At 65.1% G+C, this 15788-nt stretch carries 13 protein-coding genes; 2 read left to right on the top strand and 11 right to left on the bottom strand.

The features are described 5' to 3' along the window. Positions 1–37: 37 nt before the first annotated feature. Together HC022_RS00255 and HC022_RS00250 are read right to left on the bottom strand one after the other, a co-directional pair. Positions 38–2548 carry a CoA transferase gene (locus HC022_RS00255; RefSeq protein ID WP_167450903.1) on the bottom strand — a complete coding sequence of 837 codons (2511 nt, stop codon included), beginning with the start codon at positions 2546–2548 and terminating at the stop codon, positions 38–40. A 26-nt stretch (positions 2549–2574) separates the two neighbouring features. Then, positions 2575–4239 (bottom strand): GMC family oxidoreductase, encoded by a 1665-nt coding sequence (locus HC022_RS00250; RefSeq protein WP_089959233.1) that lies wholly within the window; start codon positions 4237–4239, stop codon positions 2575–2577. Between the two features lie 168 nt (positions 4240–4407). On the opposite strand from HC022_RS00250, the gene HC022_RS00245 reads away from it, so the two are divergent. Next, a complete protein-coding gene (locus tag HC022_RS00245) occupies positions 4408–5316 on the top strand; it encodes a LysR family transcriptional regulator (protein ID WP_167450902.1) in 909 nt (302 codons plus the stop codon). A gap of 263 nt (positions 5317–5579) precedes the next feature. Here HC022_RS00245 and tcuB read toward each other — a convergent pair whose 3' ends face one another. The 3 genes from tcuB to HC022_RS29760 are packed head-to-tail and all read right to left on the bottom strand — an operon-like array spanning position 5580 to position 8711. Further along, positions 5580–6641: a tricarballylate utilization 4Fe-4S protein TcuB gene (tcuB, locus tag HC022_RS00240; RefSeq protein ID WP_167450945.1), complete on the bottom strand. Its 1062-nt coding sequence runs from the start codon at positions 6639–6641 to the stop codon at positions 5580–5582. Next, positions 6631–8031 (bottom strand): FAD-dependent tricarballylate dehydrogenase TcuA, encoded by a 1401-nt coding sequence (tcuA, locus tag HC022_RS00235; RefSeq protein WP_167450901.1) that lies wholly within the window; start codon positions 8029–8031, stop codon positions 6631–6633. Before tcuA ends, tcuB begins: the two co-directional genes overlap by 11 nt. Beyond that, the gene (locus tag HC022_RS29760) at positions 8028–8711 is read right to left on the bottom strand and encodes a GntR family transcriptional regulator (RefSeq protein ID WP_167450900.1); all 684 of its coding nucleotides are present in this window, start codon (positions 8709–8711) and stop codon (positions 8028–8030) included. The genes tcuA and HC022_RS29760 overlap by 4 nt, the downstream gene beginning before the upstream one ends. Before the next feature lie 77 nt (positions 8712–8788). Here HC022_RS29760 and HC022_RS00225 point away from each other — a divergent pair, with 77 nt between their 5' ends. Continuing rightward, a complete protein-coding gene (locus tag HC022_RS00225) occupies positions 8789–9844 on the top strand; it encodes an AbrB family transcriptional regulator (protein ID WP_167450899.1) in 1056 nt (351 codons plus the stop codon). A gap of 331 nt (positions 9845–10175) precedes the next feature. On the opposite strand, the gene HC022_RS28525 is transcribed toward HC022_RS00225, so the two are convergent. The 6 genes from HC022_RS28525 to HC022_RS00195 form a co-directional block, all read right to left on the bottom strand. Continuing rightward, positions 10176–10370, bottom strand: a complete 195-nt coding sequence (locus HC022_RS28525) for a hypothetical protein (protein ID WP_175583387.1) — start codon at positions 10368–10370, stop codon at positions 10176–10178. A gap of 9 nt (positions 10371–10379) precedes the next feature. Next, positions 10380–10541, bottom strand: coding sequence for a hypothetical protein (locus HC022_RS00215; protein WP_008888049.1), 162 nt, complete (start codon positions 10539–10541; stop codon positions 10380–10382). Positions 10542–10551: 10 nt separating this feature from the next. Then, positions 10552–11367 carry a universal stress protein gene (locus tag HC022_RS00210; protein WP_167450898.1) on the bottom strand — a complete coding sequence of 272 codons (816 nt, stop codon included), beginning with the start codon at positions 11365–11367 and terminating at the stop codon, positions 10552–10554. Between the two features lies 1 nt (position 11368). Then, on the bottom strand, positions 11369–12457 hold the full coding sequence (locus tag HC022_RS00205) for a 4-oxalomesaconate tautomerase (protein WP_167450897.1): 1089 nt from the start codon (positions 12455–12457) through the stop codon (positions 11369–11371). An 18-nt stretch (positions 12458–12475) separates the two neighbouring features. After that, positions 12476–14506 carry a tripartite tricarboxylate transporter permease gene (locus HC022_RS00200; RefSeq protein WP_089959249.1) on the bottom strand — a complete coding sequence of 677 codons (2031 nt, stop codon included), beginning with the start codon at positions 14504–14506 and terminating at the stop codon, positions 12476–12478. Between the two features lie 86 nt (positions 14507–14592). After that, a complete protein-coding gene (locus HC022_RS00195; protein WP_167450896.1) occupies positions 14593–15669 on the bottom strand; it encodes a tricarboxylate transporter in 1077 nt (358 codons plus the stop codon). Positions 15670–15788 lie beyond the last annotated feature (119 nt).

The following is a 15788-nucleotide window of genomic DNA, read 5'->3' as shown; positions in this document are numbered from 1 at the left end:
GGGTTGGGCGGGCATTTCTGCCCGCCCTGATCTGCCCTCAGCTGGGAAGGTACTCCGCGCTCCAGCTTTCGCTGAGCTGTCCGGATTTCAGCATCCTTTCGATGGCCGCGTCGGAGTAACCCAGCTCGCTCAGGATGGCTCGGGTGGACGAGCCGAACTTCTCCGTCGGCGAGAGGGCAAAGACCTTCCCGCGCGTCGGGCGCACCGCGTAGGGATCAAGCTGGATCACCTCGTGCCCGCTGGGGTGGTCAACGTACTGCGAAAACGAATAGCTGCCCCGCTCGGTGCCGGGCGTACCGTCCGGCTCCCGCATATTCTCGGAGCGAAGAGCGTCGATGTTGTTGCAGAGCGCACAGCCGATGTCTGCCGCACGCAGGCGCGCGATCCACTCCGTGGCGGGATGCATCTGGAATGCACCTGCCAGGTAGGCTGCGCGATCCTCTTCCGCAAGGTCGGGGAGGTCGGACAAGTCTTCGACATTCCGGAATCGCGGCAGGTCGCTTTCATAGGCACACAGCAGGATATAGACGCCGGAGGCCGTGCTGTAGAAACGACTGAGAGAGTCGTAACCGTTGGCCTCTGGCCCCGAGGGTTCATCGAAGAGCCCCCTGCCCCGGAAGTCATAAGCGAAAGGCACCTGCAACAGCCCGCTGTTGGCAGAGAGCGACGTCCGCCCGCGCCCGATACGGCCAAAGCGATTCTTCTGATAGAGGGCAGCAGCGACCGCCAGAGCACCGCCGAAACCGCACATCACGTCGATCGTGCCAACGTGGGCATGCTCTTCGGGCCGATCCATTGCGCCGCCAAACCGCAGCATGATCCCTGTGATCGCCTGCACGAGGTCGTCATAGCCGATGTAATCAGTGCGCGTTCCGCGCCGCACGCCGCTGAAACAATCCAGCTTGCAGAAGATCGCCTCGGGGTTCAGCTTGCGCAGACTGTCGGCGTCGAGGCCCATGCGCTTAATCTGGCTGTCCGGCGCGTTCCAGAAGATCACGTCGACCGATTTCACCAGGTCTTCGAAGACCTTGCGGCCGTGCTCGGATTTCACGTCGGCAAGGATCGACTTCTTCCCCCGCCCCTGGCTAAGCCCGTAGACCACCGTGTTCCAGCTGTCGTAGAGCGGCGTGGCCGGGTCGATTTTGATCACCTCGGCGCCGAACCGCGCGAGATAGCTGGCCGAATGCGGGCCCGCGATGACATTGCACATGTCCAGAACGCGAACCCCCGACAACCAGCCTTCCTGCTCGATGCCATCTTCCACATCCGGAATCTCGGTACGCAGCTTTTTCAGGGCCTTCAGCGCCTCGTCGAACTCCACCCAGCGGCGCGGGGCGGGGCTCAGTGCCTCTTCGCCGCTCTCTTCCATCCAGACCACCGGACCGGGCTGAATCATCTCGCCGTACTCCGGATCCCAGACGTCAATCATCAGGCCGGACGTCTCGGCATATTCGTCGTTGATCCACTCCTGCAGCCAGCGCTGCGGCGCGCCGGGGATTCCCGCTCGACCGAACATGCGCTTCCATTCATGCGAGGTGCGGGTCATGAACACCTCTTTCATCCGCGCGGCGATCTTGTCGGCCCAGAGCTTCGGCATGGGGTAGACCCCGAGCGATGTATCGGACTTCCATTCCGACTGGGGCTTGTAGGTGTCGTCTTCTTCCTGAAGACCCTCCTCGATCATCTCGTCATAAAGGCCAAGCACCTCGAGGCAGCGTCGGGCGTGGTTCTTATGGCTGGGGCAGACGACATAGAACCCACGTCCATCCTTGCACATGTAGCTGCGGAAGAACGGGTCGAGCAGCTCCTGCAGGTCCTGGTACGACACGTTCATCGGCAGACCTTCGACGCGGCGCCGTTCGATTTCGATCTCGCGCTGGGTCAGGTAGCGCGCCGGCATGTCGGAGACCTTGATGGAATTATAGCAAAGCCCCTCCATCACCGCCGCCGCCAGCGGCACCTCGATCTGGTCGCCGAGGCCGGTCAACTGTCGCGATTGCAGCGCAAGTACAGTTGCCGACGCCGCAATCTGCGATGCGTAGGCAGACGAGAGAGGCAATGGCGAGAAGGAAGGATTGAGACCCATCAACACGCGGTTGAGCCCCATGTCCGTAAATACGCCGGAACTGGCCGCGACGACACTTTCGAACGCGCGCTGCTCGCGGCGTTCAAGATCGTTGGACGCAAAGCCAGGAATGGACACCGTGATGAGTTCAGGTCGCTCCTCGCGCATGGCCGCAAAGTCGATACCCAGCGCGGCGAGTTTGCCAGGTCGGAAATTCTCGACAAGAATGTCCGCCTCGGCGCACAGCGCGCGCGCCTTGGCCAGGCCGTCGTCGGACTTGAGGTCAAGCTTCACGATCAGCTTGTTGCGCATCAGGGTCGCGTTGGCCGGACTGTCCCACATGGGGCCTCCCGGCGGGTCGATATGCACGACCGTCGCGCCCAGATCGCCCAGAAGCATCGCCACGGCGGGTCCGGCGATGTACTGCCCGAAATCCACAACTTTCACCCCGGTGAGAGGCAGATTTGAGAAGGATGTGCGCATGGTTCCTCCAAGATGGGACGCGCGTGTCATTGTCCGGCCAAGATCCAGCGTGCCGCCTTCTCGGCGATCATCAGCGTCGGAGAGTTGGTGTTGCCGCTCGTGATCTCCGGCATAATGCTGGCATCGACGACCCGCAGCCCCGCCACTCCCTTGACCCGCAGGTGCGGATCCAGAACGGCGGTGTCGTCATCCTTGCTCCCCATTTTCACGGTACCGACCGGATGGAAAATCGTGTTGGCGATGTCCCCGGCCAGCTTGGCTAGCTCCTCGTCGCTCTGGTACTGAATGCCAGGCTTGAATTCCTCGGGCTTGTAGTTCGCCAAAGCAGGCTGCGACATGATGCGGCGGACCTGTCGCAGACTGTCGGCGGCCACCTTTCGGTCATCTTCGGTGGCCAGATAGTTCGGCGAAATCTTCGGCGCATCGCGGAAGCTGGCAGAGCCGATGCGCACGCTTCCCCTGCTGCTCGGGTTGAGGTTGCAGACGCTGACCGTCATCGCTGGAAAGGCGTGCAGCGGCTCCCCAAAGGCGTCGAGGCTGAGCGGCTGAACGTGATACTCGAGGTTCGCGTGGGGCCGCGTCTTGTCAGATCGGGTGAACGCGCCGAGCTGGCTCGGCGCCATGCTCATTGGGCCAGAGCGCTTGAAAGCATATTCCGCGCCTATCGCCGCCTTGCCGAAAAGGGTGCTGGCGAGTGCGTTGAGCGTTCGCGTGCCATTGACTTTGTAGACCGCGCGGATCTGCAGGTGATCTTGCAGGTTTTCGCCGACGGGAGCATCTCGCAGAACCTTGATGCCGTGCTCGCGCAGCACCTCCGCGGGACCGATCCCCGAGAGCTGGAGGATCTGCGGCGAATTGATCGCCCCGGCCGACACGATCGTCTCGCGTCGGGCCGTCACGCTGAGCGCCCTGCCCTTGTGATGGACCAGCGCGCCGGAGCACCTCACCCCGCCGTCGGCATCCGTCTCGAAGAGCAGATTTTCGACCTGGGCCTCTGTCCAGACCGTCAGGTTCCGCCGTTGCTTCGCCGGTTTCAGGAACGCCTTGGAGGTGTTCCAGCGCCAGCCCGACCGCTGGTTGACATCGAAGTAACCGACGCCCGAATTGTCACCGCTGTTGAAATCGTCTGTCTTCTCGATCCCCGCCTGCACCGCAGCATCGGCGAAACTGTCGAGAATGTCCCAGCGCAAACGCTGTTTTTCGACACGCCACTCGCCGCCATGTCCATGCATGTCGGAAAAGCGTTCATTGTCGCCCACTTGAGGATCGGCGCCATGGTCCAGCTTGTAGTGATCCTCATGCGCCATGAAATCGCGCAGCGCGCCATTCCACGACCAGTCCTCTTCACCGGTCAGCTCGGCCCAATTGTCGTAATCGCGCGCCTGGCCGCGCATGTAGATCATGCCGTTGATCGACGAACATCCGCCGAGGGTCTTGCCGCGGGGATAGCGCAGGCTGCGGCCGTTCAAACCCTGGTCGGCCTCGGTGTTGTACATCCAGTCGGTGCGAGGGTTGCCAATGCAGTAGAGATATCCGACAGGCACATGGATCCAAGCGTAGTTGTCCGGCTTGCCAGCCTCCAGCAACAGGACCCGGTTGCCCGGTTCGGCGCTGAGTCGATTGGCCAAGAGGCATCCGGCAGACCCGCCTCCGATGACGATGAAGTCGAAGTTTGTCGTGCTCGCGGCCATGTCCTCTCCCCTATGTGCCGGGCGAAGGAGAGCCATCTCGCGCAGCGTCCGCGGCGTCCATCCCTTCGGGCAACGCGGCCTCCCAACCCATCAGCGCCTTACTTTCTAGACAGAGTCCAAAAACATTCCAAATGACATAACTCTCTGACTGATATTAGTATCTGTAATATGCAGAGATTCACCAGCCTCAACAGTATTCTAGCCTTCGTAACCGTCGCGCGGGAGGGGAGCGTCTCGCGTGCGGCGGAGGTCCTGAATCTCACTCAGCCTGCGATCAGCCACCAGATCAAGCGGCTGGGCGAAGAGACCGGCGTCAGCTTTTTTAAGCGGACCCCCCACGGCGTTGAGCTGACCCGCGACGGCGCGGCCCTCTTGCCCAAGGCAGAGAGCGTTCTGTCGGCGATGGCGGAGTTCCGTCAAAGTGCCAGCAGGCAGATCGGTCAGATCTCAGGCGCGCTACGCATCGGCACGATCGTCGATCCGGAGTTCATACGGCTCGGGCCTCTGCTGAACCAACTGGGCGAAGCACATCCCGGCATCACCACGGAATTGGTCCATGGCATTAGCGGTGAAATTCTTGAAAAGCTGAGGCGGGGCCAGATTGACGCCGGATTTTACCTTACAGCACCGGAAGCGGTCGACGCGCTCGTCTCGGCTGAGCGCATGCGGTCACGCGTTCTCGTCATGTTCGATTATCGTATCATCGCGCCCGCAGGGTGGGAAACCAAGGTGTCGAACGCAGACTGGCGCGACTTGGCCAAGCTGCCGTGGATCGGCACAAGTACGGCCTCCGTCCACAATCGGCTGCTGCGAAGGATTTTTTCGGAACACGGCTGCGCGCAAAACGTGGTTGCCCTGGTCGATCATGAGGCGTCGATGCTGGAAATGGTGCGCGCCGGGGTCGGTCTGTGCCTGTGCCGGGAATCCATCGCGCGCGCCCAACAGATATCCTGCGGCCTCAGCATTTGTGAAACCCACAGTGTCCCCGCTTGCCTGGTAATGCTGTCGGCGGAGTCGCGACGCTCCTCGCCGGTTGTTGCAGCGCTTTTTAATCAACTTGCCTCTGTCTGGGGGTGACGGTGAGGCGCTTGAGACCTTCTGCGCTATGGAGAGCGACTCGCCGCTGCAACTCCTCCTAGGAAAACGCGCTGGCACGGCAATGCTCTGCCAGCGCGCTCCCGACCGACCCGCTGTTCGCTGACAAGGTGCAGGTGATGCCGTGGAGACCCTCCTCAGGCCGATCGCCCTGACGGGAAAGAACGCCCTCGGCGCCGGGCACGAGGAAGGCGGCCGCACCCGGGGCGGCATCGCCTCACACAACAAAGTACGAGCTACCGGGTTTATCCCTTTCTTTGTGCATCGGCCGCGAGGGCGGCGAGCCTGTAGAAGCCATGTGCCATCTTTGTGAAGGGCATCAGCAGGAAGAAGGCCAGCACCGCACCCAGATGGATCGCAAGAAGTGAAGGCATGGCCGCGGTCTGGCCCATCGCATAAAGCACCAGCCCGCTCAGGCCGACGAACCCCAGCAGCCCGACAAAGGCGATCTCGCCGCCGAAGGCACCGCTCGCGCCAAGCTTGCGCTCGGAGCGCAGCTTGAGCCTGACCATCTCGAAACACCCAACCACCAGCAGCAGCCCGCCGGTCAGGCCCAGCAGTTTCGGCAGCGAAAACAGGCCGTAAGGCGCGGGCATGTTCAGCGCATAATGCATCACCGTGGCCACGCTGGTCGAGGCAAAGCACAGCAGGAAGCCGTACATCACCGCCTGGTGCACGGCGCGGCGGGCGTGGGTGAAACGGTCTTCGTCCTCGAAATTGCAGCCGTCGCCGTGGCCGCCCTTGAGGTTCTTCATGTTGGCGGCCTCCCGGACGGCCTGCACCAGATGCGCCAGCTTCAGCGGGCGCGCCTCGACCCGGTGCCAGTAGCGTCTCAGGCTCACCCCGATGCTGAGCAGCGGGAACAGGAAGGCGGGCAGGAAGATGGCCACCATCGCGTTGTGCGACAGCACCGCGTAAAAGCCTTCGCCGCCCTGGCTCGCCAGAGCCTTCGCCGCCCAGAACAGCAGCGCAAAGCCGATCGCCGTCGCAAGCGCGATCAGCAGGCCGTTCTTCTGGAAGGCCTTGCCCGCAGCCTTCGGGAAAGCAAGCTCTTCCCAGCTGTCCTGGCGCACGTTGGCCAGCGCCTGCGGCAGATTCAGGTCGAACTCGTGCGGGGCGGTATACTGGCAGGCGTAATAGCATCCCCGGCAGTTGTGGCACAGGTTGGCCAGCTGCGTCAGGTCGCCATCGGAAAAGGCGCGTTCCGCGTGCAGCGCCGGGAAGACCGAGCAATAGCCCTCGCAATAGCGGCAGGCGTTGCAGATTTCGGCCTGGCGGCGGGCCTCCTGGAGCAGATCAGTTTGCATTTGCATATGCCGCGGCCTCCTTGCCTGCGATGCGTCCGAAGACGGTGCCGATGGTCATGCCGAAACCGGCGAGGTAGCCTTGGCCAAGGATCGACCCGGCCATGGTTTCGCCCGCCGCCCAAAGGTTGGACACGGGGCGGTTGCCGATGGAGCATTGCGCATTCTCGTCGACCTTCAGCCCGAGATAGGTGAAGGTCACGCCGGTGCGCAGCGAATAGCCGTAGAACGGCGCTTCGGTGATCGGACGGGCCCAGTTGGTTTTGGGCGGGGTGAGGCCGGTGGTGCTGACGCCGTCGAGTTCGGTGGGATGGAAGTTCGAGGTGTCGCCGCAGGCCGCGTTGAACTCGGCCACGGTCTTCGCCAGCGCGTCGGCGGGCAGCCCCATCTTGCCGGCCAGCTCCTCGAGCGTGTCGGCCTTGATCGGCGGGAAGACCGAGGGCATGAACAGATTGAGCGACTTGGCGTCGATGATCACATAGCCCACCTGGTCCGGCTGGGCTGCGACGAGGCGCCCCCAAATCGCGTAGCGTTTGGGCCAGACATCCTCGCCTTCGTCATAGAACCGCTGGGCGTCCTTGTTGACCACGATCGAGAAGGGCACGCAGTCAAGGCGGGTGACGATGCCGCCGTCGAACTTGGGCGCGCGCCCGTCGATGGCCACCGCGTGACATTGCGTCGGGTCGCCCACCTGCTCGATGTCCTGATCCAGCAGGTCGGCCAGCACGACGCCGCGATTGTAGCGGGTGCCGCGAATGAGGAAGTTCTTCGCCGCCGGGCCCCAGGCGCGGGCAAGCCAGTCGGTATCGGCCTGAAAGCCGCCCGAGGCCACGACGACCGATTTCGGCGTCAGGCGGTGGGTCTCTCCGCCCTGGCTGTACTCGACATATTCGATCCGCCCGTCGACCAGCTCCAGATGGGTGACGGCCGCCTCGTATTTCACCTCGACGCCAAGGGCGTTGGCTGTGCGGTAATAGGCGTTCACCAGGCTCTTGCCGCCGCCGAGGAAGAAGGCGTTGGTGCGTGCCAGCGACAGCGTGCCCGACAGCGACGGCTGAAAGCGCACGCCATGCGCCTCCATCCAGGGCAGGCATTCCTCGGAGGTGCGGATCGCCAGCCGGGCGAGCCCTTCATTGGTCTTGCCGCCGGTGACCTTCAGCAGGTCGGCGAGGTATTCCTCTTCGGTATAGCTGTCGACCAGCGGCCCCAGGGGGCCGTGGTGCATGCACCGGAAGTTGCGCGTGTGGCGGGAATTGCCACCCCGATAGGGCTTCGGCGCAGTTTCCAGGATCAGGACGCGGGCACCCGCCTCTGCGGCGGTGATGGCAGCGCAGAGCGCCGCATTGCCGCCGCCGACGACGAGTATGTCGGGGCTTGAAACAGGGAGGGTCACAGGAGATCTCCGTCATATCCAGGGGAACGTGTCGGCAGGGCACGAAGGGCGCGGACGCGCACGCGCTGTGCCGCTTCGATATGGGCGCGCATGGCGGCTTCGGCGAGCGCGCCATCCCGCGCTTTGATGGCGTCGAGCACGCCGAAATGTTCCTCGACCGCCTTCGCGGCGCGGTCCGGTTCGGTCAGCGTGGTCGGGCCGAGGATCATCAGCGCCTTTTGCAGAACGTGGATCGACCGGGCGAGGAACCGGTTCTTGGCCGCGTCCAGCAGCGCGGCATGGAACTGCCGGTTCAGCACGAAGGCATCCGGCGCGTCGCCAAGCTGCGCCATCTGCTGGTTCATGTCCGCCAGCTCTTCGATCTCGATGTCCGAAGCGGCCCGCGCGGCCAGCCGCGCGGCTGTCCCTTCGAGCACGGCGCGCATCTCGTAAAGCTCCATCACCTCGGCGTAATCGAGTGTGCGGATGCAGGCGCCCTGGCGGGGAACGTGGGTGACGACGCCATCCGCCTCGAGTTGACGGATCGCCTCGCGGATCGGGGTGCGGGACATGCCGAGCCGTTCCGCAAGGTCGGTCTCGCGCAGGCGGTCGCCCGGGTTCAGACGCCCGTCGCGCAGTTCGGCAATCAGGCGCGCATAGGCCGCGTTGCCCTGCGGGGGGCTGTCATCTTCGGTCGTCACGCGATTCTCCCGTTGCTATTGTATCCACGTGGATACAAGAGTATTCATGAAGGCGTCAAGGGAGGCAGGAGGCAGGTTTGCGCAAACATTTATTCACTCGAACGGCATGGCAGCGGGGTCTGACATTCGCCCTCGCGGCGGCGGGGACGGGCCTGTTCTGGCTGCTCGGGCTGCCGCTGCCCTTCCTGTTCGGGCCGATGACGTTCTGCCTCGCGGGGGCGCTCGCGCATGTCCCGCTCAGAGGATTCGGGCAGGTGTCCGTCGCGGCGCGCACCATCCTCGGGGTGGCGGTCGGGGCGTCGATCACGCCGGCGGTCATCGCCGAGTTGCCGCGCATGGCGGCGTCCGTCGCGCTGATCCCGCTTTTCATCGCGGCCATCGCGCTGATCGGCGTGCCGTTCTTTCGCAGGCTCTGGGGCTTCGACGGACCCACCGCCTACTATGCGGCGATGCCGGGGGGGCTTCAGGACATGGTGATCTTCGGCACCGAGGCCGGAGCCAACCCCAGGGTGCTGTCGCTGGTGCACGCGACGCGGGTGCTGATCATCGTGACGCTGGCGCCCTTCATCCTGGGCCATTTCTACGGCGCGCCGCTGACCAACCCGATCGGCAGTCCTGTCGCGGATCTGCCGTGGCACGAGCTGCTGATCATGGTCGCCGCCGCGTGGATCGGCTGGAAGGGCGGAGAGCGCATCGGCCTCTTCGGCGCGTCGATCCTGGGGCCGATGATCGTCACGGCGGCGCTGTCGCTGTCCGGGGTGATCCACTTCCGCCCGCCGGCCGAGGCGATCCTCGCGGCGCAGTTCTTCATCGGCTGCGGCATCGGGGTGCACTTTCTCGGCGTGACCCTGCGCGAGCTGACCCGTGTCGTGGCGGCGGGCATCGCCTATGTGGTGGTTCTGGCGCTGCTGGCGGCGGTGTTCTCGGGCATCGTCTCGTGGATGGGGCTGGGCGATCCGGTGGCCGCCTACCTGGCCTTCGCGCCGGGCGGTCAGGCCGAGATGACGGTCCTGGCCATCGTGACGGGCGCCGATCTGGGCTTTGTCATCACCCACCATCTGACGCGCATCGTCATCGTGATCGTCGGCGCCCCGATCGTGGCCGGGCTCATCGCCGGCAGACGGAAGGATTGACCATGTGGATCGGCGCACCCGAGGTGCAGGCGTAGCCCGCCACCGCCCGGCCGATCCGCCCGTAACCGCAAAGCCCCACCGCAAAGCCCCAGCGTCCAGCCGCGCAGCGTGCGCCCGACGCCGGTCTGCCAATTGCCCGCCGTGGCGCCGGCCATCTGCTGCGGTCGCTGGCGGCGGCAAGGATCAGGGCAACGGTCTGCTCTGCCGTAGCATTATTCGCGCCGTGCGCGCCGGTTTTGGACCACAGCAGCACGCCCCCGTCGGTGCAGGCCGCGACATCCACATGCGGCCAGACGCTGCGCTGCGGGATCAGCCGCAGATCCGGCAGCCGCTATAGCAGGCTGGGCGTGAGGCGCGTGCGCTCGCGGAAGAGCACGACGCAACCGGCCCCGGCAAGACGCGCGGCAAGCGTCGCCTCGCCGGGGGCGGCATCGGTCCGGACCGTCTCCTCATGGCCGTCGAGCCGGCGGAAGCAGGGCACCCCGCGCAGCGTGTCGAACCACTCGTCACGGATACGCACCGTCATGCAGCGGGCTCAGCCGTGCGGGGACAGCGCCTTGATCGCCCGGCTCACGCGGTCATGCAGGATCGCACGGTCGGCCTCGGTGATCTGCTCGGAGGGGTTGGGCTGCGTCAGCTCCCTGCGGATCTCTTCCAGGTCGCGGCGCATCTGGGCCAGTTTCTCGAAAGCGTTCATCACGGGCTCCTCAATGGGACAGCAGGACGGGGATGTCGATCTGGGACAGCACCTCGGAGGTAACACCGCCCAGCAGATCCTCGCGGAACTTGGAATGTTCGAAGGCCCCCAGAACCAGCAGCGACGGGCGGTGCTTCTTGCACCAGCTCAGCAAGGTGGGGGCCACGGGATGCGAGGTGGGCCATTCCTCGTGGACGGCGTCGACCCCGTGGCGGCAAAGGTGGGTCATCAGGTCCTCGATCGGCCAACTCGCTCGCGGCCCCACGGTCAGCACGCTGACCCGTCCTGCGTCCTCGAGCAGGCGCAGGCTGTCGGACAGGGCGCGCGCGGCGGCGCGGCCGCCGTCCCAGGCAAGGGCCGCGTGGGTCAGGCGGCCATCGCCCTCGTAGCCAGCCGGGACCACGATCACCGGGCGCCCCGACATCAGCGCGATGCGGTCGGGGTGCAGGGTCACGTGTTCGTCGTCGGTCTCCGCGTGGTTGCCGACAATGAGCATGTCGTAATGCCGGGCCGCCTCGGACAGAACGGTATCGACGCGCCCTTTCACCTCCCTCAGCTGAAGCGTGTTGGTCAAACCCAGGGCAGTGCGTTCGGTTTCGAACGTGGCCTCGATCTCGCGCAGGACGTTGGCGCCGACCTCGTCGAGCAGCGCGCGCGCTTCCTTGGGAATCCAGCGCGAGCGCTTGTCGATGACATCGTGGGCGGTGTGCGCCAGCATCGCGGTGACATGCGCGCCGAGCCGGTCGGCCAGCACGGCGGCATAGCGCAGCGCGGCAACCGAGCCTTCGGAGCCGTTAAAGGCGACGAGCAGGTTCATCATCGGCATGTTACTGGCCTTTCCAGACAGAGGCGGGCACGTAGACATGCCCGTCCGCCAGCTTGCGCGCGGTGCGCAGCAGCCCGGCGGAATTGAGAGTGAAGTGGTTGTTCATCTCGAAATCCACCAGTACCTCGATGGTGCCGGAGGCGTGTTCCAAGACCACATTCGCCGGGCTTTCGGTGGGCCGCTCCAGCAGCCCGTCCGCGACCGTGCCCGGCGTCAGCGCGCAGGAGGCAAGGCATTGCGATCCCGTGACCGCCATCGACGGATGCGTGGTCCAGGGCATGAAATAGCGCGTGCAGATCGTGCCGCCGTCCCGCGCCGGGGCCAGCAGGCCGAACTTCGGCGTGACCGATTTCGACACGTCGCCCATGCCCATGGCGGCGCCCGCCTGAAGGCGCACCGCCTCCATGCGGGCGAAGAAGTCGCGGTTCTCGTCTAGTTCCTGCACGGTCTCGTAGCCCGTGAGGCCGAAATCGGCGGCGCGGGCGATGACCATGGGCATCGCCACGTCCATGCAGGTGACGTCGATGCCATCGAAACGGTCGCGCAGGTTGCCGGTGGGCAGGAACGCCCCGGTCGAGGACCCGACCACGCCCATGAAGCTGAGCGCGATGGGGGCGGCGGTGCCCGGCACGCCGGCGATGGTCGTGTCACCGTCATAGCGCAGCGCGCCGCCCGGGGTCTGCACCCGCGCCAGCACCCGCGCCCCGGTGTTCACGGCCCGGATGCGGATCTCGGTCTCGTCGCCGCTGGGGGTGACGAGACCCATCTCGATCGCCGCCGGGCAGGCGCCCGACAGGATGGTGCCGCAGGTCGGCGTGGAGGCGACCAGCCGATCCTCGACCGAAACCTGGGCGAAGAAATAGTCGATGTCCGCCCAGTCGTCGTCGGAGCGCGACAGCATCGCGACCTTGGTGGTCACGGCGACACCGCCGCCGATGCCGTCGATGTTGATCGCGTGGCCCGCGCCAAGCGCCGCCATCAGCACCTCGGCCAGAGACTCGCGGTCCTCGGGCAGGTCGGCTCGATTGAAGTACGGCCCGCGAGAGGTGCCGCCGCGCATGAAGACAAAGGGAATGCCGGTCTGTGTCATGTCAGTGTCTCCGGACGGTCAGTGCAGCGGCCAGGGCAGATCGACCGCGTGTTGCAGAAGACCCGGCGGGAAGTCGCGGTTGAGGGCACCCGCCATCACGCACATCAGCGCGAGGCCGCAGGCCGTGAGGATCAGCGTCTTGGGCCAGGGAGCCTGGGCGCGCACCCTCAGGAAGATGACGAGGAAGCCGGCCAGCGCGAGGATGAAGCCGACGAAATACGTCGCCGCGATCAGACCCGCGAACCAGGCCAGCGTGCCCCACAGCCCGTAGGGCGCATCGGCATCCTCGCCCGAGGATTCCTTGTCGGCGAAGATCGTGTCGCCCTCGGGGCGCAGGATCATCTGCACCAGCAGGATCAGCAGGGCGGCCAGCGTGATGCCTCCGATCACCAGCGGCACGATCTTGTCCGTCATGTTGTAATCGGGGATCGCGTTGGCGTTGATCAGGGCGGCCAAGACATAGGCCATGATGACCATCAGGAAGACAATCGGTGCGCGCTTGGAGCCCGACTGCACGTCGCCCTCGGCCATGATGGTCTTGGCCTGCCGAAGACCCAGCACCACCGAGACGACCGTGATGATCAGCAGGGCGATGACGATCGGCGAGAAGATGTAGTCCATCCCGTCCTCGAACGACTTGCGGAACCGGAACGACGCGATCTGGAACGCCTGATTCGAGAATTTCTCGACCGGGTTGGACAGCACGAAGCCGATCAGGAAGGCCGGGCGCGACCAGTCGAAGCGGCGCAGGAAGATGCCGATCAGGCCGATGGCGAAGAGGGCGAGGATGTCCTCGAAGTTCTGCCCCGACTGGAAGGCCGCGAAGGCGATCAGCATGAACAGGAACGGCGCGAGGTAGGTGAAGCGGATGGTGGTCAGCTTGGCGATGCCGCCCGAGACGCCGATGCACAGAAGCGTGCCGACGACATTGGCCAGCGCCAGCAGCCAGACGATGGAATAGGTGATGTCGAGGTTGTCACGCAGCATGGCGGGGCCGACCTCGATGTCGCCCGATCCCAGCAGGGCGATGGCACCGATGAAGATTGCCATCGAGCCCGAACCGGGAATGCCGAACAGCAGCGTCGGAACCAGCCCGCCGCCCTCCTTGGCGTTGTTCGAGCTTTCCGGCCCGATCACGCCGCGGATCTCGCCCTTGCCGAATTGCGACTTGTCCTTCGTGGTCTGGACAGCGTGGCCGTAGGCGATCCAGTCCACGACCGAGCCGCCGAGGCCGGGGATCACCCCCACCACGACGCCGATCAGCGAGCAGCGCACCGACAGCCACTTGTTGGCGAACCAATCGCGTACGCCGTCCATCCAGCCGGCCCCGAGGGCGGCATCCTTGGCGATGGAACGGTCCTGCCTCAGCAGGGACACGATCTCGGGCACGGCAAAGATACCCAGGCCCACGATCACCAGCTGCAGCCCGTCCGTCAGGTAGGGGAAGTCATAGCTGGCCATGCGCAACGAGCCGCCCGCATCGGCCACGCCGATGGTACCGATCAGCATCCCGAGACCCGCCGCCGCGAGACCCTTCAGCGCAACGCGCCCTGCGAGCACGGCCACCATGGACAGGCCGAGGATCGAGATCATCAGCATTTCCGGCAGGCCGAAGGCCAGAACCAGAGGGCGCGCGACCACGATGAACAATGTCAGGAAAACCGCGCCGACGAGACCACCGAAAAGCGAGGCGGTGAAGGCCGCCGACAGCGCCCGCGCCGCCTGACCCTTGCGCGCCAGCGGAAAGCCGTCGAGCACGGTGGCCTGGGATGCGGACGAGCCCGGAATGCCCATGAGCACGGAAGAGAACGTGTCCGAGGTTGGCACCACGGCCACCATGCCGATCATCAGCGCAAGACCCAGCACGGGTTCCATGCCGAACATGAAGGGCAGCAGCAGCGACAGCCCGGCGATGCCGCCGAGGCCGGGGAACACGCCGACCGCAAGCCCCATGACCACGCCCAGGACCAGATAGCCCAGGACCAAAGGTTGCAGGATAAGCGCCCATGCGTCGGCAAGCGCCGGCAGGGCGGTCGCGAAGAGATCCATCGCACCGTTCTTTCGGTTGAATGTTCAGAAAAGAAGAAAGGTTGCGGGCCCCCGGGGGAGGAGAAGAGGGCCCGCTGGCGTTTCGATTACTTGATCGTCACGCCGTAGGAGTCCTTGAGCCAGTCGATGACATAGGCCTTGGCCTCGGGGGTCACTGTGGTCGCCTCCTTGGTGGCCTTCGCCGCACCCTCGCCGACGAACATCGGGTATTCACCCACTTCGTTCGACGAAATCTCGGCAAAGTCGGGGCGTGCGCGCACGGCTTCGAAGGCCGCGACATAGGTGTCGATCACGTCCTGCGGGCTGCCCTTGGGCAGGAAGGCGATCTTCTGCGACGGGTAGCCCGAGATGAAGAAGGCCTTCCACGCTTCCCAGGCCACGCCTTCGGTCTCGCAGCCGTCGGTGGCGGCGCAGACCTCCTTGAAGGACGGCATGTCCGGGAAGGTGGGATCGCGCACGATGTTGCCATCTTCGTCCAGAGCACCCCAGCTCATCATCGGCACGGCGGTGCCGGCCGCGACCAGATCGGCGGCGCCGGACAGGTAGCCGGACGAGGTCTGGTAGTCGATGGTCGCCTCGCCGCGCTCGAACATCAGGCGGCCGTCACCGCGGCCCTTGATGCCGAACACCGGCTCCACGTTCATGCCCAGCAGTTTCCACGCCAGCAGCGGCACCAGGTCGAGCCCGGTGGCCCCCTGCGAGCCGAAGATCAGGTCGACATCCTGAAGCCCGTTCGCCGAGCCGTCGAACTTTGCCCCGTCTTCCGGGTTCAGGTAGGCGACGCCGCCGGTGCCGGTCGCCATGACCGGGATCCAGTCGTTGTAGTCGTAGCGCACGCGCGGATCGTCGAGCAGGTAGGGGAACTGGGTCGACCCGGACGAGCCGAACAGCATCGTGCCGTCCTTGTGCTCCTGTTCCTGGAACCAGTTGGCCCCTTTGGTCGATCCCGCACCGGGCATGAATTTCACCACGACGGTCGGGTTGCCGGGCAGCTCCTGGGACAGAAGCGGAGCGAAGAAGTTCGCCCACTTGGCCGATCCGCCGGTTTCCGAGAACGGGATCACCCATTCGATCGTCTTTCCGGAAAAGTCGACTTCGGCCAGCGCCGGGCCGCTCAGAAGGGCGAGGGCTGCAACCGAGGCGGCAAGGGTCTTGATGGTCATTGGTATCCTCCCGTAGACCTTTTTACGCCGGACAGGCGCCCGACGCTGAAAGCGTTATTTGTGCAAGGGAATGATTCCCTCCTCCAACGGCAGCAACATGCTGTACAAACCTTGCGTGA

The sequence above is a fragment of the Salipiger sp. HF18 genome (genome assembly GCF_011806505.1).
GTDB lineage: Bacteria > Pseudomonadota > Alphaproteobacteria > Rhodobacterales > Rhodobacteraceae > Salipiger > Salipiger thiooxidans.
Note: the sequence above shows the minus strand (reverse complement) of the source record. Positions and strands in the feature narration are given on the sequence as shown.